Source organism: Aeromonas sp. L_1B5_3 (assembly GCF_963866575.1).
Taxonomy (GTDB): domain Bacteria; phylum Pseudomonadota; class Gammaproteobacteria; order Enterobacterales; family Aeromonadaceae; genus Aeromonas; species Aeromonas jandaei.
Map to the genome: position 1 here is coordinate 61,034 of NZ_CAWMDN010000116.1, position 26,927 is coordinate 87,960.

Annotated in this window: 25 protein-coding genes and 1 CRISPR repeat array; of the genes, 19 read left to right on the top strand and 6 right to left on the bottom strand. The window is 59.2% G+C overall.

What is annotated here, in order from left to right; translation table 11 throughout:
* Positions 1–27 precede the first annotated feature (27 nt).
* Genes AACR93_RS12670 through AACR93_RS12685 form a run of 4 tightly spaced genes read left to right on the top strand, consistent with a single transcriptional unit; the run spans position 28 to position 2,395 of the window.
* Positions 28–537, top strand: coding sequence for a pilus assembly FimT family protein (locus AACR93_RS12670; RefSeq protein WP_043851020.1), 510 nt, complete (start codon positions 28–30; stop codon positions 535–537).
* Positions 524–1,084, top strand: coding sequence for a type IV pilus modification PilV family protein (locus AACR93_RS12675; protein ID WP_043851021.1), 561 nt, complete (start codon positions 524–526; stop codon positions 1,082–1,084). The genes AACR93_RS12670 and AACR93_RS12675 overlap by 14 nt, the downstream gene beginning before the upstream one ends.
* Positions 1,084–1,938, top strand: a complete 855-nt coding sequence (locus AACR93_RS12680) for a type II secretion system protein (protein WP_082044109.1) — start codon at positions 1,084–1,086, stop codon at positions 1,936–1,938. The genes AACR93_RS12675 and AACR93_RS12680 overlap by 1 nt, the downstream gene beginning before the upstream one ends.
* Before the next feature lie 37 nt (positions 1,939–1,975).
* Positions 1,976–2,395 (top strand): MSHA biogenesis protein MshP, encoded by a 420-nt coding sequence (locus AACR93_RS12685; protein ID WP_082044112.1) that lies wholly within the window; start codon positions 1,976–1,978, stop codon positions 2,393–2,395.
* A 71-nt stretch (positions 2,396–2,466) separates the two neighbouring features.
* On the opposite strand, the gene AACR93_RS12690 is transcribed toward AACR93_RS12685, so the two are convergent.
* Entirely contained in the window at positions 2,467–2,769 is a 303-nt protein-coding gene (locus tag AACR93_RS12690; RefSeq protein ID WP_269429851.1) for a hypothetical protein, read from the bottom strand.
* A gap of 48 nt (positions 2,770–2,817) precedes the next feature.
* Between AACR93_RS12690 and AACR93_RS12695 the strand changes: the two genes are divergently transcribed.
* The 11 genes from AACR93_RS12695 to tldD all read left to right on the top strand — a co-directional run bounded on the left by AACR93_RS12695 (position 2,818) and on the right by tldD (position 18,075).
* Positions 2,818–6,042, top strand: a complete 3,225-nt coding sequence (locus AACR93_RS12695) for a DUF6701 domain-containing protein (protein WP_269429852.1) — start codon at positions 2,818–2,820, stop codon at positions 6,040–6,042.
* A 204-nt stretch (positions 6,043–6,246) separates the two neighbouring features.
* A complete protein-coding gene (locus AACR93_RS12700; RefSeq protein WP_005340051.1) occupies positions 6,247–7,287 on the top strand; it encodes a rod shape-determining protein in 1,041 nt (346 codons plus the stop codon).
* A gap of 42 nt (positions 7,288–7,329) precedes the next feature.
* Positions 7,330–8,226: a rod shape-determining protein MreC gene (gene mreC / locus AACR93_RS12705; RefSeq protein ID WP_033112549.1), complete on the top strand. Its 897-nt coding sequence runs from the start codon at positions 7,330–7,332 to the stop codon at positions 8,224–8,226.
* Complete coding sequence (gene mreD, locus AACR93_RS12710; protein WP_043851024.1) at positions 8,226–8,711, top strand: rod shape-determining protein MreD; 486 nt, start codon at positions 8,226–8,228, stop codon at positions 8,709–8,711. The genes mreC and mreD overlap by 1 nt, the downstream gene beginning before the upstream one ends.
* A 2-nt stretch (positions 8,712–8,713) precedes the next feature.
* Positions 8,714–9,301: a Maf family protein gene (locus AACR93_RS12715; protein ID WP_033112547.1), complete on the top strand. Its 588-nt coding sequence runs from the start codon at positions 8,714–8,716 to the stop codon at positions 9,299–9,301.
* Between the two features lie 93 nt (positions 9,302–9,394).
* A complete protein-coding gene (rng, locus tag AACR93_RS12720) occupies positions 9,395–10,864 on the top strand; it encodes a ribonuclease G (RefSeq protein WP_005340056.1) in 1,470 nt (489 codons plus the stop codon).
* Complete coding sequence (locus tag AACR93_RS12725) at positions 10,865–14,761, top strand: YhdP family protein (protein ID WP_043851025.1); 3,897 nt, start codon at positions 10,865–10,867, stop codon at positions 14,759–14,761. It abuts the gene before it with no gap.
* Positions 14,762–14,786: 25 nt separating this feature from the next.
* Complete coding sequence (locus tag AACR93_RS12730; RefSeq protein ID WP_043851026.1) at positions 14,787–15,119, top strand: Dabb family protein; 333 nt, start codon at positions 14,787–14,789, stop codon at positions 15,117–15,119.
* Complete coding sequence (locus tag AACR93_RS12735; RefSeq protein WP_043851027.1) at positions 15,116–15,703, top strand: nucleotidyltransferase domain-containing protein; 588 nt, start codon at positions 15,116–15,118, stop codon at positions 15,701–15,703. Before AACR93_RS12730 ends, AACR93_RS12735 begins: the two co-directional genes overlap by 4 nt.
* A gap of 19 nt (positions 15,704–15,722) precedes the next feature.
* Positions 15,723–16,556 carry a carbon-nitrogen hydrolase family protein gene (locus AACR93_RS12740; protein ID WP_043851028.1) on the top strand — a complete coding sequence of 278 codons (834 nt, stop codon included), beginning with the start codon at positions 15,723–15,725 and terminating at the stop codon, positions 16,554–16,556.
* 70 nt (positions 16,557–16,626) lie between these two features.
* The gene (gene tldD / locus AACR93_RS12745) at positions 16,627–18,075 is read left to right on the top strand and encodes a metalloprotease TldD (protein ID WP_043851029.1); all 1,449 of its coding nucleotides are present in this window, start codon (positions 16,627–16,629) and stop codon (positions 18,073–18,075) included.
* Between the two features lie 123 nt (positions 18,076–18,198).
* Here the strand turns inward: tldD and AACR93_RS12750 are convergent, their stop codons facing one another.
* The 3 genes from AACR93_RS12750 to AACR93_RS12760 form a co-directional block, all read right to left on the bottom strand.
* Positions 18,199–18,402, bottom strand: a complete 204-nt coding sequence (locus tag AACR93_RS12750; RefSeq protein WP_033112613.1) for a hypothetical protein — start codon at positions 18,400–18,402, stop codon at positions 18,199–18,201.
* A gap of 163 nt (positions 18,403–18,565) precedes the next feature.
* A complete protein-coding gene (locus AACR93_RS12755; protein ID WP_042032235.1) occupies positions 18,566–19,282 on the bottom strand; it encodes a MarC family NAAT transporter in 717 nt (238 codons plus the stop codon).
* A gap of 139 nt (positions 19,283–19,421) precedes the next feature.
* Complete coding sequence (locus tag AACR93_RS12760; protein WP_043851030.1) at positions 19,422–20,738, bottom strand: MFS transporter; 1,317 nt, start codon at positions 20,736–20,738, stop codon at positions 19,422–19,424.
* Positions 20,739–20,916: 178 nt separating this feature from the next.
* On the opposite strand from AACR93_RS12760, the gene AACR93_RS12765 reads away from it, so the two are divergent.
* On the top strand, positions 20,917–21,591 hold the full coding sequence (locus AACR93_RS12765; protein ID WP_043851031.1) for an ATP-binding domain-containing protein: 675 nt from the start codon (positions 20,917–20,919) through the stop codon (positions 21,589–21,591).
* A gap of 106 nt (positions 21,592–21,697) precedes the next feature.
* Positions 21,698–22,417 (top strand): acid phosphatase AphA, encoded by a 720-nt coding sequence (gene aphA / locus AACR93_RS12770; protein ID WP_082044110.1) that lies wholly within the window; start codon positions 21,698–21,700, stop codon positions 22,415–22,417.
* A gap of 77 nt (positions 22,418–22,494) precedes the next feature.
* Here the strand turns inward: aphA and AACR93_RS12775 are convergent, their stop codons facing one another.
* Entirely contained in the window at positions 22,495–22,761 is a 267-nt protein-coding gene (locus AACR93_RS12775) for a hypothetical protein (RefSeq protein WP_033112538.1), read from the bottom strand.
* A 168-nt stretch (positions 22,762–22,929) separates the two neighbouring features.
* Here AACR93_RS12775 and AACR93_RS12780 point away from each other — a divergent pair, with 168 nt between their 5' ends.
* Positions 22,930–23,751, top strand: a complete 822-nt coding sequence (locus tag AACR93_RS12780; RefSeq protein WP_041209645.1) for an HDOD domain-containing protein — start codon at positions 22,930–22,932, stop codon at positions 23,749–23,751.
* 145 nt (positions 23,752–23,896) lie between these two features.
* Positions 23,897–24,400, top strand: coding sequence for a GNAT family N-acetyltransferase (locus AACR93_RS12785; RefSeq protein ID WP_043851032.1), 504 nt, complete (start codon positions 23,897–23,899; stop codon positions 24,398–24,400).
* Positions 24,401–24,689: 289 nt separating this feature from the next.
* On the opposite strand, the gene AACR93_RS12790 is transcribed toward AACR93_RS12785, so the two are convergent.
* Positions 24,690–25,337 carry a 50S ribosome-binding protein YggL gene (locus AACR93_RS12790; RefSeq protein WP_082044111.1) on the bottom strand — a complete coding sequence of 216 codons (648 nt, stop codon included), beginning with the start codon at positions 25,335–25,337 and terminating at the stop codon, positions 24,690–24,692.
* Positions 25,338–25,508: 171 nt separating this feature from the next.
* A CRISPR array of direct repeats spans positions 25,509–26,879; the repeat unit is 28 nt; unit sequence GAAACACCCCCACGGGTGTGGGGAAGAC.
* Positions 26,880–26,927 lie beyond the last annotated feature (48 nt).

A 26,927-nucleotide genomic window follows, 5' to 3' on the forward strand; every position in this document is an offset into this window, starting at 1 on the left:
AGCCTTCTTCAAATGGGTAATTGTGGCATGCGACAAGGATTAATTGGCAGACATGGTTTTACCCTTATTGAATTAGTTATTGTCATCCTATTACTCGGGATTCTGGCCGCCTTTGCTGTGCCCAAATGGCTGGGCAAAGGCGGCTTTGAAACTCAAAGTTTGCGTGATGAGTTGCTGACCCGGCTGCGCTTGGTGCAAACCGTCAATATGCATGAGCCTGCCAACCGCTGCACCCAGCTGGTGGTCGATTCATCCAGTTTTGCTCATATTACCCAGGCTTTTGCCGGCGCAGTTTGTCCCGCACCTGGCGCTATTGCCAGCTGGAGTGGCAATCAACGCACCCGTGGTCGTCCGGTCACGCCTTCTGCCGGTATGACTATCTCCCTTAATAACAGCAGTAGCTTTGTGCTCCGTTTCGATCAGATGGGACGGCCAATCGGGGTTTGCAGTGCGGGATGTACCCTGCAGGTAAGCGATGGTCGCGAGACGGGGGCAATCAGGATCGAGTCAGAGGGCTATATCCATGAGAACCCCTGAACGCGGTTTTACCCTGATCGAGCTGATCGTCGGCATAGTGCTGCTGGCGGTGGCGCTGACCGGCATTCTCGGTTTACTCATCAATCAGGCGCCGCAGGCGGTTGATCCGGTGCAGCAGGTGCGTGCCGCCCAGTTGGCCCAGCGCCTGACTGGCGAGATCCTGCAAAAGTCGTTTGATGAGCAGTCGGATCATAATGGCGGTCGTTATCGCTGTGGCGAACAGGTTGCCGGTGTGACGATTGCACCCTGTTCAGGCAGTTATGGTTCTGATGGTGAACCGGCCCCTTATGCCTACAACGATGTGGATGACTTCGATACAGCAGGCAACTGGCGGGATGCCAGCTGGTTTACCCAGACTTCGTCAGGTATCGGCAGCGATGAGTATCGCAACTATCAGGTCAAAATCGCTGTCAGTGCCGTTGATTTTAGCGATGGCACCTTCAAGAGCTGCACGGCCCCCTGCTCGGTAGGCAAGCGCATTGATTTGCAGGTTCGCCTGCCCAATCAGAGCGTGCTCGATTTCTCCTTCTATCGGGGGAATTACTGATGGGCAGAGTTATCCAACGGAGCCATAGCACTCGTTCAGCCAGCGGTTTTACTCTGGTCGAGCTGGTGATGGTAATTTTGCTGCTCGGGATCATGGCGACCTTTACCAGCCAGTTTATCGGTATTGGCACCCAGATCTACGGCGATGCCAGCAGCCGTGAGCAGCTGATGAGCGATGCCCGCTTTGCCATGGAGCGGCTAAACCGCGAGCTGCGTAATGCGGTGCCCGGTTCTGAGCGGATCGAGACTGCGGGCGGCTTCTGGGTTGATTCCGGTGCCTGTCTGCGCTTCTGGCCCATCAGCACCTCCAGCCGCTACCTTGCCCTGAACAAAACGGTATCTGGCAGCAGCTCCACGCTGGAGCTGGTGATGGCAACGCCTGCCGCCGCGACGGATCCCCTGAGCACTGATGCGACCGCGGTCAAAGTCGGTGATCTGATGGTGGTCTTTCCGTTACCCAATTCCAGTGCGGGTTCCCTGAGCAGTGGTTGTGATTACGGGCGCTGCGTGGCCAACGTCACAGCAGTGCAGACTCCGGTATCCGGTGCACAATCCATCCGCTATACCAGTGCCGAGAGTCTGGCCGGCCTCTCGCCGGGGAGCCGGGTTTATTTTGCCAATCAGCAGGTTCGCTATTGCGTGGAGGGCAGCACGATCACCCGGGCAAGTGCTGCCATCAGTGCATCCTTGCCTGCCACCGGCGTGTTGATGGCCGATTCTCTTGCTTCCGGCAATTTCTATCGGGAAACCTCAGCCTTCAAATCGGAAGGGGAGTTTGGCATGCGCTTCGTATTCGAGCGCAAGGGGGAGTCGGTCACGTTCAACCACAAGATCGAGGTGCTCAATGTCCCTTGATTCGCGCTCACCCAGAGCTATGCAGGGGAGCGCCCTGATGATCGCGCTCTTCGTCATTGTTGTCATGGCACTGCTGGCTGCGGCCATGGGCCGTTTTCTGGTCGACAGCGGCGAGAAAAATACGGTGGAGGTGCGCAGCGTGCGGGCTCTGCTGGCTGCCCAGAGCGGGCTGGAAGTGGCGCTCTATCGGTTGTTTCCCAATCGCACTCTCGCCCAGCCGGCTCCTCCCGCGTTGTGCCCGGCAACCACTTCAGTCAACTTTACCGCCAATCCCGGGCTTGCGGGGTGTCAGGCTGTGGTTCGTTGCGGCAGTGTGCCGGTAACTTACAACGGAACCGTGACCAACGGCTATCGACTGGAGAGTGTCGGTACATGCGGTACCAGCGATCTCACCTCGGATAGCCCTGATTTTATGGTGAGCAGAACCGTGATGGTGGAAGCTTTTGATGGAGGCTGATGATGCGATGGCTCTGGGCGCTGGTTTTTTTCACTAGCCAGGTATGGGCATTTGATCCCATTGATACCGGTTTACTTTTTCCTGCTGTGGTGCAAGGGCACCATGGCAACAATAGTGATGCCTGTCATCAGGTAAATGGCTATCAACTGACTCAATTCAACAACGCCAAGATCAATGGCACTGGCGGTCAGCAGATCAATTTCTGTTCCATCCAGCCGGATCCGAATAATACGCCTCGTTGTGATGATGGGGCTGGTGGATACAAAGTTTGTAGCATCACCGGTAGTGATATTCGCGGTCTGGCTTTGAATGGCAATAATGCGTTTCTTGCCACCACTTCCAATACGAGCCAGAGCTGTTTCTCTGGTTCGCAAGCTGCATCGAGTGCAGCTTATGGCTCGATGACAGTCGAAAATTGCACCATGACTTTCCCTAGCCGCAGTACCTACCAAATCAGAAACCTGACGGTGCGCAACAATGCGACTCTGGTATTGGGTGATGGGGATTATTTCATCGACAAGCTGGCTATAGATAATGGAACTATCCGCCTGTCAGGTAGTGGCACCACCCGGATCTTCGTGAATCAGGATGTGACATTACTGAATACTGTCAGTATCAACGCGAATAATCAGGGCAGCCTCATCTGGGTTAACTACAACAACATGGTGATAGACAATGGCACCACGTTTTATGGTTACCTCTACACAGATGGTCTGCTCACTATGAATAACAGCGCCACCATTTACGGTCGGGTGACGGCTGGCTATTTGAAGATGGATGCACAATCTAGTATCAACCAAGCTGTACTGGCCCCTATGCTGACCTGTTTTGCTGACGGATTTGGCAGTGCTCAGATCAATCCTGACAACTGGGTCGTGGCTCAGCGCAACAGCAGTACCCTGCCATCGGTGCAAAATGGCCGTTTGCGCCTTACTCAAAATGTCACCAACCAGGCCACTTCCGCTACATTCCAGCGCCTCTTCCCGGGAGCCGGCAACCTGGTCACAGTCGAGTTCGATCAATATGCCTACAAGACCTCTGGGACGAGTGGCGCTGACGGCATGGCGGTAGTGCTCTCCGACGCAACGCTGACGCCGCAGCCGGGTGCTTTTGGCGGCCCGCTTGGCTATGGCTACAAAACCGGGTTTAGCGGTTTTGCCGGCGGTTGGCTCGGGGTCGGGCTTGACGAATATGGTAACTACGCTAACGAGGGAGGGGATTATAACCCTGGCTCCCGGCCACAAGCAGTTTCGATACGAGGGTCGGGCTCAGGTTATTCTGGCTATCGCTATCTTTCTGGCTCCAGTAGCTATCTCAGCCCCTCGGTGGATAGTGGCACCAACAGTAATCGTCCCCATCGCTATCGCATCACGGTTGACTCTCGCACCAGTGGGCAGTCTCTGGTCAAAGTCGAGCGTGATACCGGTGGGGGGTACAATACACTGATCAGTCCTATCAATATGCTGAGCCAGACCGGTCAAACAGCGGTGCCCAGCAACTTCCTTCTCTCTCTGACTGGCTCAACCGGTTCAGTAACCAACTATCACGAGATAGATAATTTCCAGATCTGCGCCCTGCGCTCCAATCCCATCGGGGTGCAGATTGACCACTTTCAGCTTGATTACTCCGGTCAGCCGCTGACCTGTAATCCCGAGACGGTGACGGTCAAGGCGTGCGCTGATGCCGCTTGTACCACGCTTATCACAGACTCGGTGACTGCGACCCTGAGTCTTACCCCTACTTCTGCCAGTAATGGTTGGATTGGCGGCAATACGGTGACCTTTAGCGGCGGTTCGACCACGGTGCAGTTGCGCAACAATACGCCGACCGCGGTGACCATAGGCGTTTCCGGCTCGACGCCAACGACCAAGCCATTCAGTACCACCTTGTGCAAGGCCGGGGCCGGGACTCCCAGTGCGGCCGCCTGCACCCTGAGTTTTGCCGATAGCGGCTTCTTCTTCGATGTGCCGGACACCTACTCCAATCAGCCACAGACGGTCACCATCAAGGCGGTCAAAAAAAGCGATGTGACCAAGCAGTGCGTGCCGGGCTTTGCCAGCCAGACCAAGAGCGTCAAGTTCTGGAGCAGCTATATCACCCCTGTCAGTAACGCCTATAACAGCCAGATGAGCGTCAACGGCAGTATGATTGGTGCCAGTCAGGGCGCTGCAACCCCCCTCTCTCTCGCTTTTGATGCTCAGGGGCAATCTTCCATAACGGTCGCGTATCCCGATGCCGGTCAGGTGCAGCTGGATGCTCGCTATGACGGTAGTGGCAATGAGGCCGGCCTGATCATGACAGGATCGGATCAGTTTGTGGCTCGGCCGGTGGGGCTCTGTATCACCAGCTCCAGTGGTAGCTGTTCCGGCAATTACGCCAGCTGCCCGGTTTTCCGAAAGACGGGGGCGACTTTCCCGATCCAGATCCAGGCTATGGCCTGGGAGTCAGGTAGTGACAACGATCTCTGTACGGGGAATCAGGCCACTCCCAACTTTGTCCTGAATGGTATTGCCCTTGGCACTACCCTGGTTGCGCCGACACCTGGTACCAATGCCACGGTAGGAACCGCAACCTATAACCATGCGGCGGCAACCAACAGTATCAACACCGTCAACCAGACGGTGAACGAGGTTGGGGTATTCAACATGACGGCAACCCCGCCAGCCAATGGTTACTTCGGTTATACCATCCCTTCAGCCCAGAGCGCGCCACTGGGGCGTTTTGTGCCGACCGACTTCAATCTGGTCAGTGGCGACATAATGCCGGCCTGCAACGTCTTCTCCTATATGGGGCAACCTTTTGGGGTGACGCTGGATGTGCGGGCTCGCAACCAGTCTGGGGGACAGACCCAGAACTATACTGGCGCCTTCGCCAAGGGCAGTGCCTATATTTCCGTCGCCAACAACAAGGACGGCAAATCTCTGGCGAGCCGGCTGACCAGCCTTGCTTCGCTGCCATGGGCCAACGGTAAGGCGGTGTTGAATAACGGCACCACGTCGTTGGCCCGTCTTTCTGATACCCAGCCGGATGGTCCCTATAAGTCGCTGCTGTTCGGCCTCTATATGAACGACAACGACGGCGGCAATACCCTGATCGCTACGCCTGACTTCAACGATGCCGTGGTCGGCAACTGCAGCGGCGCCAGCTGTAATGCCCGTCTGATCGACAGCGTGCCCATGCAGGCCTATTTTGGCCGGCTGATGGCGGGCACTGCGGCAGGTCTTGCATCCGCGGATTTGGCGGTGCCATTGCAGCTGCAATATTACGAAGCTGGCAACTGGGTGTTAAACAAGCTTGATCAGTGCACTCCGCTATCCCTTGCTGGTCAGGGGATTGCGTTCCTAAATCCAAGCCACTCGTTTGATGCGGCAACCAGCAGCCTCAATCTGGGAACCGGGCGTACCATCAAGCTGGGGCTGGGCAGTTCGGCACCGGGCGCTATGTCTGCCATGGCCAAGGATGGCGAGATACGGTTCCAGTTTGCCAAACCCAATATTTCAGTGCGGATCCCCTACAAGGTGGATCTGGCGAAGCAACCCTCATCACCACTCTGGCTCTCCGATCCGCTGACCCTGCAAGGGGAGGCCATCTTCGGTTCGACCCGCGGTAATGACAGAATTATCTATCGCCGTGAAATATTGCGTTGAAGTGCCACAACAGGGGGTGAGGAGCATCTTCTCCCCCCAACACCCTGTTTATGAGGGCTGGCAAGCCTGAGCAAGTGAGTAATGACTCGCACTTTTGTCGCGCTTGATTGATTGGCGACAGTTTGAGCGCTTGCCCATTGGGGTGGGCATTGGTAAAGTTAGCCGGTTTTCTGCACCTCCAAATTCTTAGGATTTCCCGTAGCCATGTTCAAAAAGCTCAGAGGCGTCTTTTCCAACGATCTGTCGATCGATTTGGGAACTGCCAACACCCTGATCTATGTAAAAGATCAAGGGATCGTCCTTAACGAACCCTCAGTTGTCGCCATTCGCCAAGAGCGCGGGAACGCCAAATCGGTCGCTGCTGTCGGTCATGCCGCCAAGCAGATGCTGGGCCGTACCCCGGGCAACATCTCCGCGATCCGCCCGATGAAAGACGGCGTGATTGCCGATTTTTACGTGACCGAGAAGATGCTGCAGCACTTCATCAAGCAGGTTCACGACAACAACTATTTCCGCCCCAGCCCGCGTGTGCTGGTGTGTGTACCGTGTGGCTCCACTCAGGTTGAGCGTCGCGCCATCAAGGAATCCGCTCTGGGTGCCGGTGCCCGTGAGGTTTACCTGATCGACGAGCCTATGGCCGCTGCCATCGGTGCCGGCCTGCCGGTCTCTGAAGCGACCGGTTCCATGGTGGTTGATATCGGTGGTGGTACTACCGAAGTGGCCATCATCTCCCTGAACGGTGTGGTTTACTCCCAGTCTGTCCGTATCGGTGGCGACAAGTTTGACGAAGCGATCATCAGCTACGTTCGTCGCAACTACGGTAGCCTGATCGGTGAAGCTACTGCCGAGCGCATCAAGCACGAGATCGGTTCCGCCTACCCGGGCGAAGAGGTGCGCGAGATCGAAGTCCGTGGTCGCAACCTGGCTGAAGGTGTGCCGCGCAGCTTTACCCTGAACTCCAACGAGATCCTGGAAGCGCTGCAAGAGCCGCTGTCCGGTATCGTGGCTGCCGTGATGGTTGCGCTGGAACAGTCTCCGCCGGAACTGGCCTCCGACATCTCCGAGCGCGGCATGGTGCTGACCGGTGGTGGTGCGTTGCTGAAAGATATCGACCGTCTGCTGATGGAAGAGACCGGTATCCCCGTCGTCGTTGCCGAAGATCCCCTCACCTGTGTGGCCCGTGGCGGCGGCAAGGCGCTGGAGCTGATCGATATGCACGGTGGCGATCTGTTCCACTACGAATAAGACCCAAAGCCGGCCAGCGTGCCGGCTCTTTTTTGACGACCCATGAAACCCATTTTTGGTAGAGGCCCTTCGCTTCAGTTACGGTTGTTTCTCGCCGTCATCATCTCCATTGCTGCCATCGTCGCGGATTCCCGCTTCGGTGTGTTCAGCCACGTCCGCGTCTACCTCAGTTCGTTAGTCAGTCCGTTGCAGTACATGGCCAATGCGCCCGGCACCCTGCTCGACACCATGTCGACCCAGGTGCAGACCCGTGCCGATCTCATCGAGCAGACCAAGCAGCAGGAGCAGCAGCTGTTCACCCTGCGCGCCCGCCTGCTCAAAATGGATCAGCTGGAGCACGAGAACCAGCGGCTGCGTGAGCTGCTCGGTTCGCCGGTACACAAAGAGTCCCGCAAGATGGTGGCCGAGCTGCTGTCGGTGGACTCCGACCCCTTCAGCCATCAGGTGCTGATCAACAAGGGGGCGCTGGATGGCGTCTACAACGGTCAGGCTGTGATCAACGATCAGGGGGTGATTGGTCAGGTGCTCCATGTGGGCTCCACCACCAGTCGCGTGCTGCTGATCACCGATTCCAGCCACGGCATTCCGGTGCGGGTGCTGCGCAACGATTTGCGCGCCATCGCTTCCGGCAGTGGCGAGCTCGACAAGCTGGAGCTGCGCAATCTGCCGCGCAACACCGATATTCAGGTGGGTGATCTGCTGGTCACCTCCGGTCTTGGTGGCCGCTTCCCGGAAGGTTATCCGGTGGCGACCGTGACCCGCTCCGAATATGTGGAGGGCAAGCCCTTCGCCCAGATCGAGGCCAAACCGTTGGTCGAGCTGGATCGTTTGCGCTATCTGCTGCTGCTGTGGACCGACAAGAAGCCCGAGGTAAATGACAAGGATGGCGAACGCCCGGCCCCCGCTGCCGCTGCGTCCGCCGCAGGAGCCACTCGCTGATGCTGCAACCCGCCAGTGGCAGGATCTGGATCTGGATCTCGAACCTGCTGGCTTTAAGCCTGTCGATCCTGCCGCTTCCCTTTGAATTTGATCCATTCCGTCCGGACTGGCTGGCCATGGTGCTCATCTACTGGGCACTGGCGTTGCCGCACCGGACCAACGTCGGTACCGCCTGGGTGGCCGGTCTGCTGCTGGATGTGCTGCTTGGCAGCACCCTCGGCGTGCGCGCCATGGCGATGGCCATCACCACCTATCTGGCGGCCTTCCAGTTCCAGAAGATCCGCAACTTCTCCCTCTGGCAGCAGGCGCTGATCATCGGTTGCCTCTCGCTGGTGGGCAAACTGACGGTCTTCTGGGCCGAGCACCTGTTTAGCCGGGCCAGCCTCAACTTCGCCTACTTTTGGTCGACGTTGACGACGATGCTAATATGGCCCTGGGTGTTTCTGGTGTTGCGCAAAGTGCGGCGCCGCTTCAATATCAGGTAAATATGAGCAAAAACAACGAACTGCAACTCTATCTTGCGTCGGGTTCTCCCCGTCGTCGCGAACTGCTGACCCAGCTTGGCTACCGTTTCGAGGTGTTGAAACTCGATGTGCCCGAGCAGCGGGAAGAGGGCGAAAAGGCGCAGGATTATGTCTGCCGTCTCGCCCGCGACAAGGCGATGGCCGGTGTGGCCATCGCGCCTGACGCATTGCCGGTGCTGGGCGCCGACACCATAGTGGTGCTGGGCGACAGAGTGCTGGAGAAACCGTCCGATCTGCTCGATGCGAAAGACATGCTGGAGGCGCTCTCCGGCAAGGTACATCAGGTGATGACGGCGGTGGCGCTGGCCAGCAAGGATCGTTGTGACGTGCGACTGGTCACCACCAACGTGGCATTTCGCAAGCTGGACGAGGCCGAAATCGAGGCCTACTGGCAGACCGGTGAGCCCTGTGACAAGGCCGGGGCCTACGGCATTCAGGGTATTGCTGGCAAGTTCGTCAGCCGTATCGAGGGGAGCTACAGCGCCGTGGTCGGCCTGCCCCTGCTGGAAACGGATCTGCTGATCAAGCATCATCTGGAACAGCTCAGGTAATTTCCCGTCAGCTGTGCTGCTGCGTTCGTCCTTGCGCGCGTTGTACCGGATTGGCTGTATAAGAATTCAAAACTGGAACAGGCAAGGTTACTTATGTCGGTAGAACTGCTGGTTAACGTTACCCCCTCCGAAACCCGGGTCGCCCTGGTCGAAAACGGTCTGCTGCAGGAAGTGCACGTAGAGCGTCAGGCCAAGCGCGGCATTGTCGGCAACATCTACAAAGGCAAGATCAGCCGGGTACTCCCGGGCATGCAGGCGGCCTTCGTCGATATCGGCATGGACAAGGCGGCCTTTTTGCATGCCTCCGATATCGTCCCCCACACCGAGTGTGTGGCGGTAAAGGAGAAAGAGCAGTTTCAGGTCGGCAACATCGCCGAGCTGGTGCGTCAGGGGCAGGACATCATGGTGCAGGTGGTGAAAGATCCGCTGGGCACCAAGGGGGCCCGTCTCACCACCGACATCACCCTGCCATCCCGCTATCTGGTCTTTATGCCGGGCAGTGCCCACGTCGGCGTCTCCCAGCGTATCGAGTCCGAAGCCGAGCGCGAGCGTCTCAAGCGTACCGTGGCCGGCTATGTGGATGAGCTGGGCGGCTACATCATCCGCACCGCCGCCGAAGGGGTGGGGGAGCAGGAGCTGGAGCAGGATGCCGCATTCCTGAAACGGCTGTGGCGCAAGATCCTCGAGCGCAAGCAGAAGTATCCCCCCTGCAAGATCCTCTACGAGGATCCCAGCCTGGCATTCCGGGTAGTGCGCGACTTCGTCGGTGCCGAGCTCGACAAGATCCGCGTTGACTCCCGTCAGAGCTTCGATCAGCTCAAGCGCTTCACCGAGGAGTACGTGCCGGAGCTGGCCAGCAAGCTGGAGTACTACCCCGGCGAGTCGCCCATCTTCGATCTCTACGATGTGGAGAACGAGATCCAGCGGGCGCTGGAGCGCAAGGTGGAGCTCAAATCCGGCGGCTACCTCATCATTGACCAGACCGAAGCCATGACCACGGTGGATATCAACACCGGCGCCTTTGTCGGCCATCGCAATCTGGAAGAGACCATCTTCAACACCAACGTCGAGGCGACGGCGGCCATCGCCCGTCACCTGCGCCTGCGCAATCTTGGCGGCATCATCATCATCGACTTCATCGATATGCAGTCCGAGGATCACCGCCGTCGGGTGCTGCACAGTCTGGAGCAGGCGTTGTCCAAGGACAGAGCCAAGACCAACGTCAACGGTTTCTCCCAGCTCGGTCTGGTGGAGATGACCCGCAAACGCACCCGCGAGAGTCTGGAGCATGTGCTCTGCTCCGAATGTCCCGAGTGCAAGGGGCGGGGGCGGGTCAAGACGGTGGAGTCGGTCTGCTTCGAGATCCTGCGGGAGATCATCCGGGTCAATCGCGCCTACGATGCGGATCAGTTCACCGTCTACGCCGCGCCTGCGGTGGCCGATTATCTCCATGGCGAGGAGTCCCACAGTCTGGCAGAGCTGGAAGTATTCATCGGCAAGCAGGTGCGGGTGGTGAGCGAACCCCTCTGTGGTCAGGAGCAGTTCGACGTGGTGATGATGTAATTGGTCTATCGCTGGCTGAGTCGGGGCTGGTTGGCCCTGGGGGTTCTGTTCGTACTGCTGGCCATGCTGGTCACGCTGGTACGGGTCGGAGGCCCTTTGCTGAATCAGTACCGGGAGAGCCTTATCAACTCTCTGCTCGGCGATTCGCAAATCAAGGTCAGCGTTGATCAGATTGGGCTGAGCTGGACACAGTCCGGCCCGGCCCTCGAGCTGCAACAGCTCGCCGTCGCCCCCGACTCCAGGCGCTATACCATCAAGCTCGGCAAGGCCTGGGTTCATCTCGACTTCTGGCGCACCCTCAACCAGCTCAAGCCGGTCTTTGGCGAGCTGATCCTGAGCGATGGCGACATCACCCTCGATTTCAGCCAACCGGCTGACGACAGCCCATCCGGCGATCCCCAGCAGGGAGCCCTGCTGCGCTTTCTGCTGACCCAGCTCTCCACCTTCGATGTGCACGATACCCGCCTCAGCGTCACTACTGCGCTCGGTGACATGCGGGCACTCGATATCGCCCATCTGCGCTGGCAGAACCGCGGCAAGCGCCATCAGGGGGTCGGCAAGGCCTATCTCATCAACGGGGTGGGCGAGAGCACCCTCGACCTGATCCTTGATGTTGAAGCACCGGAAGCGCGTCTCGATCGCCTCAAGGGGCAGCTCTATCTTGGCGCCAACCGCCTCGATATCAGCCCCATGTTGGCGCGGATCCACGCTGGCGAGCCGACCATCACCGGTCTGCTCGACTTTCAGCTCTGGAGCGATTTCGCCAACGGTCAGCTGGGCAATACCCTGCTGGCATTCGGATCCAACTACCTGATCTGGAAGGATCCCAAGAACGGGGATATGCACCGTTTCGGCCTCGATGGCGGCAAGATCCAGCTACGCCGGGACGGCACCGACTGGCAACTGGCGAGCCACAACGTCACCTTCAAGCTGGATGGTCAGCCCTGGTTGCAGAGCCGCTTGCAGCTGGAGCGGATCGGGGATCGGGTGCAGGGCTATCTGCCCAGCATAGAGTTCGACAAGATCACCCAGATGAGTCAGCTGGTCTCGGCGCTCTACCCGACGCTCTGCGAGACCCTGCGCCAGACCAATCCGCAGGGCTCGGTGCAGGACCTCACCCTGCTGGCCAACGCCAATTGGCAGGATCTCTCCCTCAGTGGTCGTTTCAGCAAGGTGCGCCTCAAAGCGTGGCAGGATGTACCCGGGATGCAGGATCTCAACGGCGAGTTCTGGCTGACGCCAACGGGAGGCAGTGCCAGACTGGCGCTGGCCAAGGACACGCTGGATCCGGCCCGCCACTTCAAGGAGCCGATCCCGGTCGACAGCTTCTCGGCCCGTCTCGACTGGTGGCGCGAGACACAAGGCTGGGTGATCTACGGGCAGGATATCGCGCTGGATAACCCGGATCTGACCCTGGCCAGCCGCTTTCGCCTCGATCTGTTCGAGCACCCTTTCCTCGCGCTGACCGGCCGCATCGATGTAAAGAATGCGGGTCATGCCTATCGCTACTTCCCGCTGCAGGTGATGGACAAGGAGCTGGTTGATTACCTGAGTGGTGCCATCAAGGGGGGCAGGGCCAAGGGGGCCGACTTGCTCTGGTATGGCGAGTTCAGGGATTTCCCCTACGAGAAGGGTGAGGGCATCTTCCAGGTCGCGGTGCCGCTGGAGCAGGCCACCTACGAATTCTTCCCCGGTTGGCAACCACTTACCGACCTGCAGATCGATCTCTTGTTCCAGAATGCCAGCCTCGATATGCGCAGCCGCTCTACCAAACTGGGCAAGGCGAGCTCGGATTCGGTGCATGCCTGGATCCCCGATCTCGCACCGGGTGGCCATCTTTACGTGGATGCGCAGGTTCAGGGCGAGGGCAAAGCCATCAGCGACTATCTGCAGGACTCCCCGTTGGGCAGTTCGGTGGGACAGGCGCTGGAGGAGATCGAGGTGCGTGGCCCACTCAAGGGGGCGCTCAAGCTCGATATCCCCCTCGACGGCGAGAGCGAGGTGAAGGCGAGCGGCGATGCCACCTTCAACAACAACAAGGTGCGGGTCGCCAGTCTGGACCTGCCGCTGGAGAAGGTGCAGGGGCGGCTCGAATATGACAACGAGCAGACCCGCTTCAGCAACCTCAGGGCGACCCTGTGGAATCAGCCGCTCACTCTCAACTATCAGGGGCGCCAGCATCCTGACCGCTATCAGGTCGACCTCGATTTCAAAGGCCAGTGGGATAGCCGGCGCCAGCCCGCTGCCATCTCCTCATACGGCATCCTCAACGGCCGCAGCAACTGGGGCGGCAAGCTGGGGCTGACCTTGCCCGATGACAAGCCGTTCAGCTTCCAGCTGGGCCTCGATTCCACTCTGCAGGGGATGGCGCTCGATCTCCCTTCGCCGCTGGCCAAGAGCAGTGGCAGCCGCCTGCCGCTCACCGTGATCGCTCGTGGCCGGGATGGCAGTGCCGATATTCGCGCCGTGCTGGGGGCGGATGTGGATATGCAGACCAGATTGGTTTACGGCGAAGGTGTGCCCTATCTGAGCCGGGTGCGGGTCGATGTGGGCCAGCCGGGCGCGCGGGTACTGCGCGATGTTCCCATGCTGCTCGCCATCAACCAGCAGGAGGCTGATGTCGGCGGCTGGCTGGCCCGACTCAAGCAGTGGCTGCCCTCCGGCAATGCGCCGACCGGTACTGCCGTGGTTGGCCCCTCTTTCCTGCCGCAGGAGTGGTGGGTGGATGGCCGGCTGGCGCGGGCGAATATCGGCAGCGCCACCATCAAGGCGACTCACTTCACGGTGGGGCCGGTCAATCAGGCGACCGAGGTGATGCTCGACAGTCCCGATGTGATGGGGGTGATCCGCATTCCTGTGGTGGCCAACCGCCCGGTCGACGCCAAGTTTGCCCGTATCTACTGGTCCGGCAAGAGCGAAGAGTTGAGCCCGGATCCCGACGCCAAACAGGATAACGCCATCATGGCCTCCATCCCCTGGTTGAGGGTGAGCTGCGTTGATTGCCGTTTTGGCGAGCTGCCGCTTGGCGAAGTGAAAGGTGAGCTGCTGCCGGGCGCCAACAAGGTGACCCTCAAGGATCTGGATATCCGGCTGGCTGGCAGCCAACTCACCGGCAGCGTCGACTGGCTGGCCGATGGCAACCGGATGGAGACCCGGGCCCGTGGCAAGCTGACCAGCAAGAACAGCGAACTGCTGCTCAAGCGGCTCGGCTACACCTCGCCCATCGGTGATGCGCCCGGCTCCCTCGCCTTTGATCTCAACTGGCAGGATGTGCCCTACCGCCCGAACCTGCCAACGCTGGGGGGCAGTGCCAACTATCAGCTGGAAGGCGGCACCCTGCGCGAAGTGAACGACAAGGGGGCCCGGCTGCTCTCTCTGCTTAGCCTCGATTCCCTGCTGCGCAAGTTGCGCCTCGATTTTCGCGATGTGTTCGACAAGGGCTTCTATTTCGAATCCATGTCTGCCTCTGCCAAGATCAAGCAGGGGGTGGTGGATAATCAGGACTTCTTTATGAAAGGGGCCGCCGGCAATCTGCGCGGCGAGGGGATTGCCGATCTGGTGCGCTGGCGGCTCGATTACGAGCTGAGCTTCTCCCCCAATCTGGGGGGGACCCTGCCGGTGGTGGCCGCCTTCTCCATCACGCCGGTGACCGGCCTTTATGTACTGGCCCTTTCCAAGCTGCTGGAGCCGGTGGTGGATGTGGTGACCCGCATCGATTTTCGCATCTCGGGCCCGCTCGACGATCCCAAGCTGATCGAAGCTGGCCGGGATCGCGCTCGCATCAAGCTCAACCAGCAGCAGAAAGAGGCAGTCGATGCCGTGGCGCCCAAGCTGCCTGCGGCCAAGAGCACTCCCTTTCTGCTGAATCCGCAACCGGGTAGCCCGAACCAGCCCTGACCTGCACCATCACAAGGAGTGAGCCATGATCCGACATATCCTGCTGATCGCCTTCAAACAAGGCACCTTGCCTGACCAGATTGAGGCTGTGCGAGCCGCCTTTCTGGACATTCCCCATCAGGTCAGCGGTGTGACAGCCGTCGAGTGGGGCCAGGATGACAGCCCGGAGGGGCGGGCCGAGGGGTTTACCCACAGCGTGCTGATGACCTTCGCCGACGAGGCTGCCCGCCAGCGCTATCTGCCCCACCCTGATCACGATGCTCTCAAGGCCATCTTCCGCCCGGTACTGGAGCGCATCATAGTGCTGGATTACACCCTGCAACCCGGGGATGCGGTTGCTGTCGGGGTTCCGTCATGATGGAGGATGAGCGCGGGGACAAGATTCCACCGCTTCAATTCGCGTTGTTGCAGGCCGTCGTGGAACATGGCAAAGCCCATCCTGCGATTGATGCCGGGGTTGTGGTCGGGTCGCTTGCAAAGGGCAACGCAGACCGGGTGTCTGATGTCGATGTCTTGTTGCTGGCCGAGCCTGGCTTTCATAAACAGGGGGAGACTCTTGTACGCTCCATTGTGGGTGAACGGGCAGTCTTTCACTGCTGGCAAGGAAGACATGAAGAGGTCAGTTCATACTGGCGGTTCATCTTCCTCGACATGTCCAGCATCGAGATCCATATCCTTGATCGGGGGGCTGAGTTTCCCCTTGCCAAACCTTACTTGCCACTGTTCGATAAAACCTCCTCCCTTGGTGCGCTTGAGGTAGCTGGCCCCGCCCCAAGCCATTGGGGCTTTCCTGCCTATATGGCCGAAGGGGATGGGCTGGTGTGGGAGTTGTTCGATTGCCTCAAATGGGCGGAACGGGGCCAGCGTGGCTTGGTCAGGCATCATCTTCGCAAGCTGCTGGCCGAGATGGATAAAGACCCGAATATTGTGGATCGCGATTAACGCGGACAAGGAGAGAGTCATGTGGTTAGCCGCAATACAGCTGATATCTGGCCGTCACTGGCAGGATAACCGGGAGCAGATCGCCGCCGAGCTGGCTGCCTTGCCCCAAGAGCGGCCGCTGCTGGTGCTGTTGCCGGAGAACTTTGCCCTGTTTGGTGAACGGCAGGGCTATCTGGATGGTGCCGAGGCGATTGGCCCCGACCCCAGCACCGATCTGAGCGGAGCCGCGCCCATTCAGCAACAACTGGCGGAATGGGCGCGAGAGTACGGCATTTGGCTGGTGGCGGGGGCTATGCCGACCACCATCGCAGGTTCCGACCATATCCACACCAGCTCGCTGGTGTTTGATCCAAGCGGTGAGCTCAGGGGCCACTACCACAAGATCCACCTGTTCGATGTGGATGTGGCGGACAATCATGGTCGCTACCGTGAGTCGGAGACATTCAGCCCCGGCGAGTCGCCTGTGGTGGTGGACTCCCCCTTTGGTCCCCTTGGCCTCTCGATCTGTTATGATCTGCGCTTTCCCGAGCTATACCGCCAGCTGGCACGTGCCGGTGCCCGCGTGCTGCTGGTGCCTGCCGCCTTTACCGCCGTGACCGGCGAGGCGCACTGGGAGCCGCTGCTGCGGGCCCGTGCCATCGAAAATCAGTGTTATGTGGTGGCGGCCAATCAGGGCGGCACCCACGAGACGGGGCGCCAGACCTGGGGCTACAGCATGGTGATCGATCCCTGGGGCCGGGTGCTGGCCAGCAAGGAGTCCGGGCGTGGCACCGTATTGGCGCAGATGGAGCCCGGATTTATCGACGAATTGCATCGCACCATGCCAGTGCTGGCCCATGCCCGTTTGTTGTGATGGCGCGGCTTGTTGCCACCCCGTCGGCAAGACGATTTAAAACATCTCGTTACGAGAGTGGAGAAGAAGATTGAGTCTATTGAGCCAGGTTAGTGCCTCCCTGTTGGCCCCCAACGACCTCGACGAAGGGCGCTTGCAGCAGCTGCTCGGCAGCCTGATGAGCCATCAGGTGGAGTTCGGTGACCTCTATTTCCAGCGCAGCTGGCACGAGTCCTGGATGCTGGAAGATGGCATCGTCAAGGATGGCAGCTACAACATCGATCAGGGGGTCGGGGTACGCGCCGTCAGCGGCGAGAAGACCGGCTTCGCCTACTCGGACGAACTGAGCCTGCTGGCGCTGCAACAGTCGGTCACTGCTGCTCGCGGCATCGCCGCTGCCGGTGCTCATGGCAAGGTGAAGGCATGGGCGCGCACCGAAGCGAACCTGCTCTATCCGGCCATGGATCCGCTGCAGACCCTCGACAAGCAGCAGAAAATTGCCCTGCTGGAGCAGATGGACAAGTTCGCCAGAAGTCTGGATCCCGCCATCAATCAGGTGATGGCCTCCATCAGCGGCGTCTATGAAGAGGTGCTGGTGGCTGCGACCGACGGTACCCTAGCTGCCGATATTCGCCCGTTGGTGCGGCTGTCTGTGACCGTGATTGCCGAGAAGGGCGATCGTCGCGAGCGCGGCAGTGCCGGTGGCGGTGGCCGCTTTGGTTACGACTGGTTCCTCGAACTGGACGGGCTGGAGAGCCGTGCCTTTGGCTATGTGCGCGAAGCGGTGCGTCAGGCGCTGGTCAACCTCGACGCCATCGATGCGCCGGCCGGTACCATGCCGGTGGTGCTCGGCGCCGGCTGGCCCGGCGTGCTGCTGCACGAGGCAGTGGGTCACGGTCTGGAGGGGGACTTCAACCGCAAGGGCTCTTCCGCGTTTGCTGGCCGCATCGGCGAGCAGGTGGCTTCCAAACACTGCACCATCGTCGATGACGGCACCCTGCCGGGTCGGCGTGGCTCCGTCAGCATAGATGACGAGGGGACGCCGGGTGGCTACAACGTGCTGATCGAGAATGGCATTCTCAAGGGTTACCTGCAGGACAAGCAGAATGCCCGTCTGATGGGGGTGCCGCTCACCGGCAACGGTCGCCGCGAATCCTACGCCGCCATGCCGATGCCGCGCATGACCAACACCTACATGCTGGCGGGTCAGTACGATCCGGCCGAGATCATCGCCTCGGTGAAGAAGGGTATTTATGCCCCCAACTTCGGTGGCGGTCAGGTGGATATCACCTCCGGCAAGTTTGTCTTCTCCGCCTCAGAGGCCTACCTCATCGAGGATGGCAAGGTCACCGCCCCCATCAAGGGCGCGACCCTGATCGGCAACGGCCCCGAGGCGATGAGCCAGGTCTCCATGGTGGGTAGCGATCTTGCACTGGATCGCGGCGTCGGCATCTGCGGCAAAGAGGGGCAGAGCGTGCCGGTCGGTGTCGGCCAGCCCACCCTCAAACTGGATCAGCTCACCGTGGGTGGCACCCAGTAAGTGAAATGAGTCGTAACCCGGCGATATGCAGACCCCGGCCATGTGCCGGGGTTTTTGTTATCCGGAGTCATTGAAAACAAAAAGCCCCGGTCAGTGGGCCGGGGCTGGTAAGGATACAGAGTATCAGTTGACTGATATTGCGCGGGCGTCGATGAAGTAGCGGGCGTTGCCCTGCTTGTCGATCTGGATCTTGGCTACCAGTTGCTCCTGCTCCTTGTATTCCCAACGTTGCTCGATCTTGGCGAGGGATGGGCTTGTGACCCCAACCACGTTCAGGTACTCATGAAACAGGCTATGGCTCCCTATTTCGGTCAGCATCTTATCCATCTGCATACTCTCCTGAAGTTGAGTGGGTATTCATCAACAAACCTATCAGCGTCCATCTGAATACAGTCTGTATGAAAAACAAACTAACTCATTCATGTGTCAATAACATGATCAGGAACAAGATCAGTGCAGATCGTCAGGGACTTTTTGATACCGTTTTCAATCACTGCTGGTGCGGCTTCGGCAGCTGATCAAAATGGCCGTCCATTTGCGGCAAATGGGGAGTTGTTTGAACCGCAGGTGCACCATGGAATACCGGATCCTGCGCAACTTCCTTGATGCCGTTGATGCAGAACTGCATACCCATGCAGACCAGCAGGAAGCCCATGATGCGGGTCATGGCATCGATACCGGTGGCACCGAGGATCTTGCAGACCGGGTCGGCCAGTTTGAGCACGCCCCAGCTGATCAGGCTCATCAGGGCAAATGCCGTTACCACGCCACCATAGATGGACAGACGCTCGTACTCGGCCGGCAGCTCGGCAATCTGGGCTGCACCGCTGATCACCAGTGCCATGGTGCCCGGGCCACACATGCTTGGCATGGTGAGCGGAACGAAGGCGATGCTCTGGTTGATCTCCACCCCGCTGGACTGGCTGGGGGCGGGGAACAGCATGCGAAAACCGATAAAGCCGATGATGAGGCCGCCCGCCAGACGCAGACCCGGAATGGAGATCCCGAACAGATCCAGAATGGAGGATCCGATAAAGAAGGTGATGCAGAGGGTGCAGAAAAGATAGATGGCAGCCAGATTGACTTGGCGGCGCACATGCTCGCGCGACATCCCCTTGCTCAGACCCAGTAGCAGAGTGGCCGTGGTGGGCGGGTTGACCATGGGCAGCAGTGCCAGCAAGGTGAGTAATACGACCTGAAAGAACATCTTGAGCCTCGGATAAAGAGTTGAAAGTCATGGGGGCGAGCGGGTGGCATGCCCCAGAGGGAGGCTATCTTATGTTGGTCAAACTGAACATAAGCAGTACAACAAAGCCCCGGCATCTGCCGGGGCTTTGTTGTTCGGGTCAGGCCGCTTGCGGCGCTTGTTGTGGCCGGTTGCGCTGCTGCAGCCAGAGCCAGCAGCCGATGACAAAACCGAGTGCCGACAGGCTCACCACGTAGTGGGAGGGGGCCAGTACATCGCTTGCCATCCAGAGGGTAACCAGCATGGGAGTCAGTCCGCCAAAGATGGCGTAGGCCACGTTGTAGGAGAACGACAGACCGGAGAAGCGCACCACCGGCGGGAAGGCATTGACCATCACGTAGGGAACCGCGCCAACAATCCCGACTGCGAAGCCTGCCAGCATATAGAGCGGCACCAGCTGGCTCATGCCGGAGGCGATCCCGTGATAGAAGGCGTAGCTGGAGCCAGCCAGCAGCAGGGAGCCCAGCATGAAGGTGGGGCCGCTGCCCAGCAGGTCAATCACCCGGCCATAGAGAATGCAGCCAAGGGTGAGGGCAACGATGGCCAGCGAGTTGGCGGTCAGCGCCTCGGCCGGAGTGATGCCATAGACCTTCTGCAGGTAGGTGGGGGTCATCAGGATCACCACCACGATCCCGGCGGAGAGCAGCCAGGTGAGCAGCATGGAGACCACTACGCTGCTTTTGTGGCTGCGCAGTACCGTCTTGAGGGGAAGCTCGTCGGCCAGTGCTTTATTGGCCTGCATCTCGGCAAAGACCGGGGTTTCGTGCAGCCAGCGGCGCAGATACATGGCGACGATGCCGAACACACCGCCGAGGATGAAGGCCAGTCGCCAGCCCCAGTCGGTCACATCGCTCGGGCTCATGCCGCGGTTGATGGCGGTGGCTACCAGAGAGCCGAGCAGGATGCCGGCCGTCAGTCCGGCTGTGAGCGTGCCGCAGGCGACACCGACCCGGCGGGCGGGCACGTGCTCCGCCACGAAGACCCAGGCTCCCGGCACTTCGCCACCGATGGCGGCCCCTTGCAGGATCCGCAACAGCAGCAACAGCAGCGGTGCGGCGATACCGAGCACCGCATAGGTTGGCAGCAGACCGATCAGCAGGGTGGGCAGCGCCATCATGATGATGCTGAGGGTGAACATCCGCTTGCGACCGATGAGGTCGCCAAAGTGGGCCATGATGATGCCGCCCAGCGGACGAGCCAGATAGCCGGCGGCGAAGATGCCGAAGGTCTGGAACTGGCGCAGCCACTCCGGAATGTCGGCCGGGAAGAAGAGTTCACCGATGACCACGGCGAAGAAGACGAAGATGATGAAGTCGTAAAACTCCAGCGCACCGCCGAGGGCGGCCAGTCCCAGCGTTTTGTAGTCCTGCCGGTTGAGGGGGCGGGCGTGATCGTACTGTTGTGTCACTGTCGTCATATCCTTATGTTTCCCATCGTTTTTTTAGTTATTGTTGAGCCCGGGCAAGGGGCATATACAGGTGATCGAGAGTATGCTGCTCGCCGCTTGCATGTAAATCGCGCAATTCGCAACACTGTCTTGCATCTTTTTGGGGCAGCCTTTTGGGAAAACCGGAGCGCCCCGCGACGGAGGATTGATGGAAAAGAAACGGGTACTGCTTTCATGGAGCAGCGGCAAGGATTGTGCGTGGGCACTGCATCAGCTGCGGCAAGATCCAGCCATCGAGGTAGTAGGGCTGTTCACCACCCTCAATCAGGAGTTCGAACGGGTGGCGATGCACGGGGTGCGCAAGCAGCTGTTGACCGAGCAGGCTGCCTGTGTCGGTCTGCCCCTCATCACCATCGATCTGCCCTGGCCCTGCAGCAACGAGGATTACGCCCGCATCATGACCGGCTTTATCGCCGATGTGGTTGCGCAGGGGATCCGCCACATGGCGTTTGGCGATCTATTTCTTGAGGATGTGCGAGCCTACCGGGAGAAACAGTTGGCCGGTACCGGCATCGAGCCGCTCTTCCCACTTTGGGGCAGCAACACCCGGGAGCTGGCGCTGCAGATGATGACGGCGGGGTTGAAGGCGAGGATCAGCACCCTGGATCCGAAAAAGCTGGATGGTGCGCTGGGCGGCCATGAGTTTGACGAGGCACTGCTGGCTGCTCTGTCCGAGGGGGTTGACCCCTGTGGCGAGAACGGCGAGTTTCACACCCTGGCCTACGACGGCCCCATGTTTGCACGCCCACTCGGGATCCGGGTCGGTGAGACAGTGGTGCGCGATGGCTTTGTCTTTACCGATCTGCTGCCAATCAAAGATTAATTGTCGGGCGCCAAATGCTCCCTTTTGCCGGGAGATTCACAGTTTGCCAGGCAGCAAGGGGGCACTATTGGCCCCCTCTTTTGTTTGAAGATAAAGGCGCTTTTTTATGAAACTGAACGCCCGTCCGGCGCTGCTTGCCACCCTGTTGGCTGCCACCCTCGCCATGCCAGCAGTTGCCCGTGAGGCAGCTACGCTCCAGCCGGTTCCTGTCGGTGTTACTACTGTGACTCTGGCCCAGCAGGCACCCATCCACTGGGTCTCGGTGGAGCAGATTGCCAAGAGTCTGGATGGATTGCCGCCAATGACGGTCGGCTTTGATATCGACGACACCCTGCTCTTCTCCAGCCCGGGGTTCTATCGCGGCAAGCAGGAGTTCTCTCCCAACGACGAGAGCTACCTGAAAAACCCGGCCTTCTGGGAGAAGATGAACAACGGTTGGGATGAATTCAGTGTGCCGAAAGAGGTGGGCAAGGCGCTCATCGCTATGCACCTCAAGCGCGGCGATCACATCTATTTCGTCACCGGTCGTTCGGCCACTAAGACCGAGACGGTGAGCAAGACCTTGCAGCAGACCATGAATATTCCGGCCGACCAGCTCAACCCGGTGATCTTTGCCGGCGACCAGCCGGGGCAGAATACCAAGGTGCAGTGGCTCAAGGATAAGCAGATGAAGATCTTCTACGGCGATGCCGATGGCGACATCAAGGCGGCGCAGGAGATAGGTATTCGCGGCATTCGTCTGCTGCGCTCGGCCAACTCCACCTACCGGCCACTGCCGCTGGCAGGTGCGTTGGGGGAAGAGGTGATCATCAACTCCCAGTTCTGATCGCCTGGTATTCAGCAGATGCAAAAAGGGCGGGGCCATCGGCACCCGCCCTTTTTGCATCCGTCATCAAGCTCGGGTCAGTCGTCCGCCCAAGGCATCTCGGGCAGGCTGTCGAGGAACTCGCCATAGCGGGTCAGATTGAAGGGGCCCTGATCGGCCTCCATCGCCATCAGCTCGGCACCGAGGGCGCAGGCGATATATTGCAGTGCCTCTTCCCGCGGGGTGCCCTTCATCACCAGTCTCATCAAGGTAGCTTTCACGTGGGGCGGGTGACCGTCGTTGAGCTGGTTCTCCACCATCTCCAGCAGCGCGTCTTCGTCAAAAAATTCCTGAGAGTCGTTCATCGGTTTTTCGCATCAGTGAATGAGGAGAGCAGTATAACCCGAAGCGGAGCGGCTCCCGTTTACCATCCACATAAACAATCCGATCTCGCAGCCATTTGTTACTCATAATTAACGGGAGTTTGCCGCGGCAAACAGGTTGGAACACAGATAACATGGATGGACACGCCTATGCCCACGATAGATTCCCTGCTGGCTGAGCCCAAGCTACTGCCCCAGATCCCGGAAGTGATGCGCGATTTGATCCAGACCTTCAATGAAAAGGATCCGGATCTGCTGAAGATCAGCAAGCTGATCAACAAGGACCCAGTCATCTCCGCCAAGCTGCTGCGTTTGGCCAACTCGGCCAAGTTCGGCAGCAGTCGCCAGATCGGTACCGTCAATGAAGCTGCGGTGCGGCTTGGACTGGCGATGGTGCGCAACATGGTGCTGGCCTGCGGGCTGACCGAATCGGTCACTGCGGTGCCCGGCATTGACCTCAAACATTTCTGGGGCTGCGTGTTCAACGTGGCGGAGCTGGCGCGTCGCCTGGCGGTGAAGAAGGGAATGAAGGGGGATGAGGTCTTTACCTGCGCCCTGCTCTATGACCTTGGCCGACTGGTGATGCATGTGGGGCTGCCGGAAAACACAGTCCACCACATTCACGATCTGGAATTGCACAAGGGGCGGGCCAAGGCGGAAGAGCTGGTGGTCGGCTTCAACTATGCCCAGGTCGGTGCCGCCATGGCGCGATACTGGAAGTTCCCAGAGACCATCAGCAACGCGGTGGAGTATCACTACAATCCCATGCTGGCCAAAGAGTTCTCCGCCGAGGCCGGGTTGATCCATCTGGCGATCGTGCTGGCAGCGCAATCCGATGTGGGTGAAGAGGCGCCACCCGAGTGGCCTGCCAAGGTAGCGGAGAAGCTGGGGCTCTCCTGGGCCGATTGCGCAGCCCAGTTCACTGCGCTGCGCGAGCAGGGTAATGGCTATGCCGGGTTGCTGGCTGCCTGACTGACTGCTCTGCTACCGCTGTGTGACATCGTAAAAAGGGGCCGAGGTTGGTCCCCTTTTCATGGCCGTGAGCCCGCTATTGCTTGTCAGCCGGTTGCCTAGGGGGCACTCTGCTGACTTCGCCTGTTTTGAGAGAGCCCTTGCCATGATTACCTCCCCCCGTCTCGTACTGCGTGAACTGACCATCGCCGACGCCCCCTTCATTCTCGAATTGCTCAATGATGCCGATTTCCATCGTTACATCGGCGATCGGGGAGTTCGCACACTCGAACAGGCGCAGGAGTATATCCAGCAGGGACCGGCGGTGAGCTATGCCCGTCATGGTCATGGCCTCTATCTGGTCGAGCGCAGGGAAGATGGCGCCAGCCTCGGCATCTGCGGCCTTATCAAACGCGACAGCTTGCCCCGTGAAGATATCGGTTACGCCTTCCTGCCGCAGTATCGCGGTCATGGTTACGCCATTGAGGCCGCACAGGCAGCCATCGCCGATGGCAAAAGCCGGTTGGGGATCGGGCAGGTGATTGCCATCGTCACGCCGGGCAACGAGCGCTCAATCGGCCTGTTGGCCAAGCTGGGGCTGGTGCGTAGTCGGCTGGTCAAATTGAGCGAAGATGCCGATGAGTGTCTGCTGCTTGAAGCAGAAGGGTGAGCTTGCAGGGAGAAATATCGCCGGTTGGCTGCGTGTATCGTCAGGGAAGATGAGGTCGCATCAAAGTGGCCGCCGTGAGTTGCGGCCCTTGTGCATCGGTGCTGCCCGGTCGGGCAGGGGATCAGTTGAGCTCTTCGATGGGGAACTCGTTAGTTTGTTTTAAGTGATTGATTGCAATGAATTTGTGTATTTGTTTTTGTCTCTTTGATTTTTCTAACCCCACAAAAAACCCCGCATTTAAAAAATCTAGAAAGTTTTAGGCTCGGCGGAGCATGACCAGCCTGCTCAGTTAATCGGTCAGATGTTCGTACTGAATGCCGAGAGCATCCGCCAGCAGTACGAGTTGCTGGTGGGTGAATTGGTAGTCCGGTTGCTCCATGGCCACCAGCTCACTCAGTGAAATATCCACCCGCTCAGCCAAATCAGTTTGACTCAGGCCCCGATAGTTGCGCCAGGCTGCCAGCAATGAAAGGCCTTGCACGAATTGCAGCCCTATCACCTCGTTGGGAAAGTAGATCTTGTCATCGCTCATGGGAGTTTCCTTCTGATAGGTGTCTGATAACACGGTGGTGGACTCATCTTTCCATGGGCCATACCAGGCATCGCTTAGCGGGGCTACCTGATATGAGAGCACCCAGGGTTGAGCTGCTAACCATTTTCCAGCCTCTTCCCGATCAGATTCGGTCATGGTTCGATTATTAAATTGGCAGAGGTAACCCTCAGTCCTGTTGCCCAATAATGAACCGCCGCCACCAAAGCGCCAGCTTTGTGATTCAACGTAATCGATCCAGTCATCCAGGGCCTCTTCGAAACCCTTCTGTTGGAGGTTGATGATGAAGGTGAGAGTGAAACCAAACTCCTGAAACTCGCCAACGCGCAGTTTTTTCTGCAGTCGGCGCGAGCGTTTTTTATTTAGAACCGAAGGGTTAAAAACCATCTGAAATATCTCTTGTTTATTGATGTTGGGAAATTGGTTTGTTGTGCCTTGCGCTAAGGTCAGTCAATTACTGCTACAGAGATATACAACCTCCCCAGATATATTTGTTGCGCAGCCCCCCACGGGCGTGGGGAAGACGCAGCTCCAGAGAACAGCCGCGAACTGGACTGGGAAACACCCCCACGGGCGTGGGGAAGACCATATCGAACCCAGACGGCAGGCCATGCACCTGGAAACACCCCCACGGGCATGGGGAAGACTGCAAGGTGCATGCAAATGACCCTGGCTGCCAAGAAACACCCCCACGGGTGTGGGGAAGACGCCTTGGTCACATCGCCGAACCCGCCGGTATTGGAAACACCCCCATGGGGGTGGGGAAGGCGAGCGAAAGCTCAGTCAGGCCAAGATCAGCAAAGAAACACCCCCACGGGTGTGGGGAAGACAGATCGTGGTGAGGGCTATCGCGCCGACATCAGGAAACACCCCCACGGGTGTGGGGAAGACTACCAAGATCGGTTGCGCTCCAGAGCTGGCCGGGAAACACCCCCACGGGTGTGGGGAAGACTAAAAGATAGTGCTCCCATCTGGAGAAGGAAAGGAAACACCCCCACGGGTGTGGGGAAGACGGATACCACCGTCACCCCCTGGGTACCGCAGGAGAAACACCCCCACGGGTGTGGGGAAGACACGCCGTGACGCGGCTGATCCGGGATCGCCGAAGAAACACCCCCACGGGTGTGGGGAAGACCACGGTGATATCCCGGCCGCCCTCGATGCGTTGGAAACACCCCCACGGGTGTGGGGAAGACAATCTCCGTCTGGCGCGGTGGTAGGCCGCTCTGGAAACACCCCCACGGGTGTGGGGAAGACCTGCCTGGCAGCTCCGTCAGCGTCACGACGCCAGAAACACCCCCACGGGTGTGGGGAAGACGGCTTGGCGTCCAGATACCACGGTTCTTCTATGGAAACACCCCCACGGGTGTGGGGAAGACTGGCCTTGACCAACTTTGGATTGGCCGCCATCCAGAAACACCCCCACGGGTGTGGGGAAGACCAGAGCAAGCGGAGAACTTCGAGTACAGCTTCAGAAACACCCCCACGGGTGTGGGGAAGACGCTTCCTCGGCTCTCCTATCTCTATCGAGGAAGGAAACACCCCCACGGGTGTGGGGAAGACTTTACCAAAGCCACTTTTATCGAACGGCCTATGGAAACACCCCCACGGGTGTGGGGAAGACCAAACCGGAATGATCACATCACTGGCCCCTGTGGAAACACCCCCACGGGTGTGGGGAAGACAGCGACAGCATCATCACCAGCGGGCGGCTGGGGGAAACACCCCCACGGGTGTGGGGAAGACGTTCGCCTGCGATTCACTGGAACCGCTAACCCGGAAACACCCCCACGGGTGTGGGGAAGACTGGCGGGTGCCTGCTGCCCTGCGCCGCTATGAGGAAACACCCCCACGGGTGTGGGGAAGACGACCCTGAACGCAGTATCGGAAAGATTGAAAGAGAAACACCCCCACGGGTGTGGGGAAGACAACATCGAGCCAATTTCACGCTCAATCACTGAGGAAACACCCCCACGG

Bases quoted from the DNA above. Each gene is read 5' to 3' on its own strand.
- AACR93_RS12675 (WP_043851021.1), top strand. From the start codon at position 524: ATGAGAACCCCTGAACGCGGTTTTACCCTGATCGAGCTGATCGTCGGC.
- AACR93_RS12750 (WP_033112613.1), bottom strand. From the start codon at position 18,402: ATGGATAAGATGCTGACCGAAATAGGGAGCCATAGCCTGTTTCATGAG.
- AACR93_RS12780 (WP_041209645.1), top strand. From the start codon at position 22,930: ATGCCCACGATAGATTCCCTGCTGGCTGAGCCCAAGCTACTGCCCCAG.
- rng (WP_005340056.1), top strand. From the start codon at position 9,395: ATGTCGGTAGAACTGCTGGTTAACGTTACCCCCTCCGAAACCCGGGTC.
- mreC (WP_033112549.1), top strand. From the start codon at position 7,330: ATGAAACCCATTTTTGGTAGAGGCCCTTCGCTTCAGTTACGGTTGTTT.
- mreD (WP_043851024.1), top strand. From the start codon at position 8,226: ATGCTGCAACCCGCCAGTGGCAGGATCTGGATCTGGATCTCGAACCTG.
- AACR93_RS12740 (WP_043851028.1), top strand. From the start codon at position 15,723: ATGTGGTTAGCCGCAATACAGCTGATATCTGGCCGTCACTGGCAGGAT.
- AACR93_RS12695 (WP_269429852.1), top strand. From the start codon at position 2,818: ATGACTTTCCCTAGCCGCAGTACCTACCAAATCAGAAACCTGACGGTG.
- AACR93_RS12785 (WP_043851032.1), top strand. From the start codon at position 23,897: ATGATTACCTCCCCCCGTCTCGTACTGCGTGAACTGACCATCGCCGAC.
- AACR93_RS12680 (WP_082044109.1), top strand. From the start codon at position 1,084: ATGGGCAGAGTTATCCAACGGAGCCATAGCACTCGTTCAGCCAGCGGT.
- AACR93_RS12735 (WP_043851027.1), top strand. From the start codon at position 15,116: ATGATGGAGGATGAGCGCGGGGACAAGATTCCACCGCTTCAATTCGCG.
- AACR93_RS12715 (WP_033112547.1), top strand. From the start codon at position 8,714: ATGAGCAAAAACAACGAACTGCAACTCTATCTTGCGTCGGGTTCTCCC.
- AACR93_RS12685 (WP_082044112.1), top strand. From the start codon at position 1,976: ATGATCGCGCTCTTCGTCATTGTTGTCATGGCACTGCTGGCTGCGGCC.
- AACR93_RS12670 (WP_043851020.1), top strand. From the start codon at position 28: ATGCGACAAGGATTAATTGGCAGACATGGTTTTACCCTTATTGAATTA.
- AACR93_RS12700 (WP_005340051.1), top strand. From the start codon at position 6,247: ATGTTCAAAAAGCTCAGAGGCGTCTTTTCCAACGATCTGTCGATCGAT.
- AACR93_RS12760 (WP_043851030.1), bottom strand. From the start codon at position 20,738: ATGACGACAGTGACACAACAGTACGATCACGCCCGCCCCCTCAACCGG.
- AACR93_RS12775 (WP_033112538.1), bottom strand. From the start codon at position 22,761: ATGAACGACTCTCAGGAATTTTTTGACGAAGACGCGCTGCTGGAGATG.
- AACR93_RS12755 (WP_042032235.1), bottom strand. From the start codon at position 19,282: ATGTTCTTTCAGGTCGTATTACTCACCTTGCTGGCACTGCTGCCCATG.
- AACR93_RS12790 (WP_082044111.1), bottom strand. From the start codon at position 25,337: ATGGTTTTTAACCCTTCGGTTCTAAATAAAAAACGCTCGCGCCGACTG.
- aphA (WP_082044110.1), top strand. From the start codon at position 21,698: ATGAAACTGAACGCCCGTCCGGCGCTGCTTGCCACCCTGTTGGCTGCC.
- AACR93_RS12730 (WP_043851026.1), top strand. From the start codon at position 14,787: ATGATCCGACATATCCTGCTGATCGCCTTCAAACAAGGCACCTTGCCT.
- AACR93_RS12765 (WP_043851031.1), top strand. From the start codon at position 20,917: ATGGAAAAGAAACGGGTACTGCTTTCATGGAGCAGCGGCAAGGATTGT.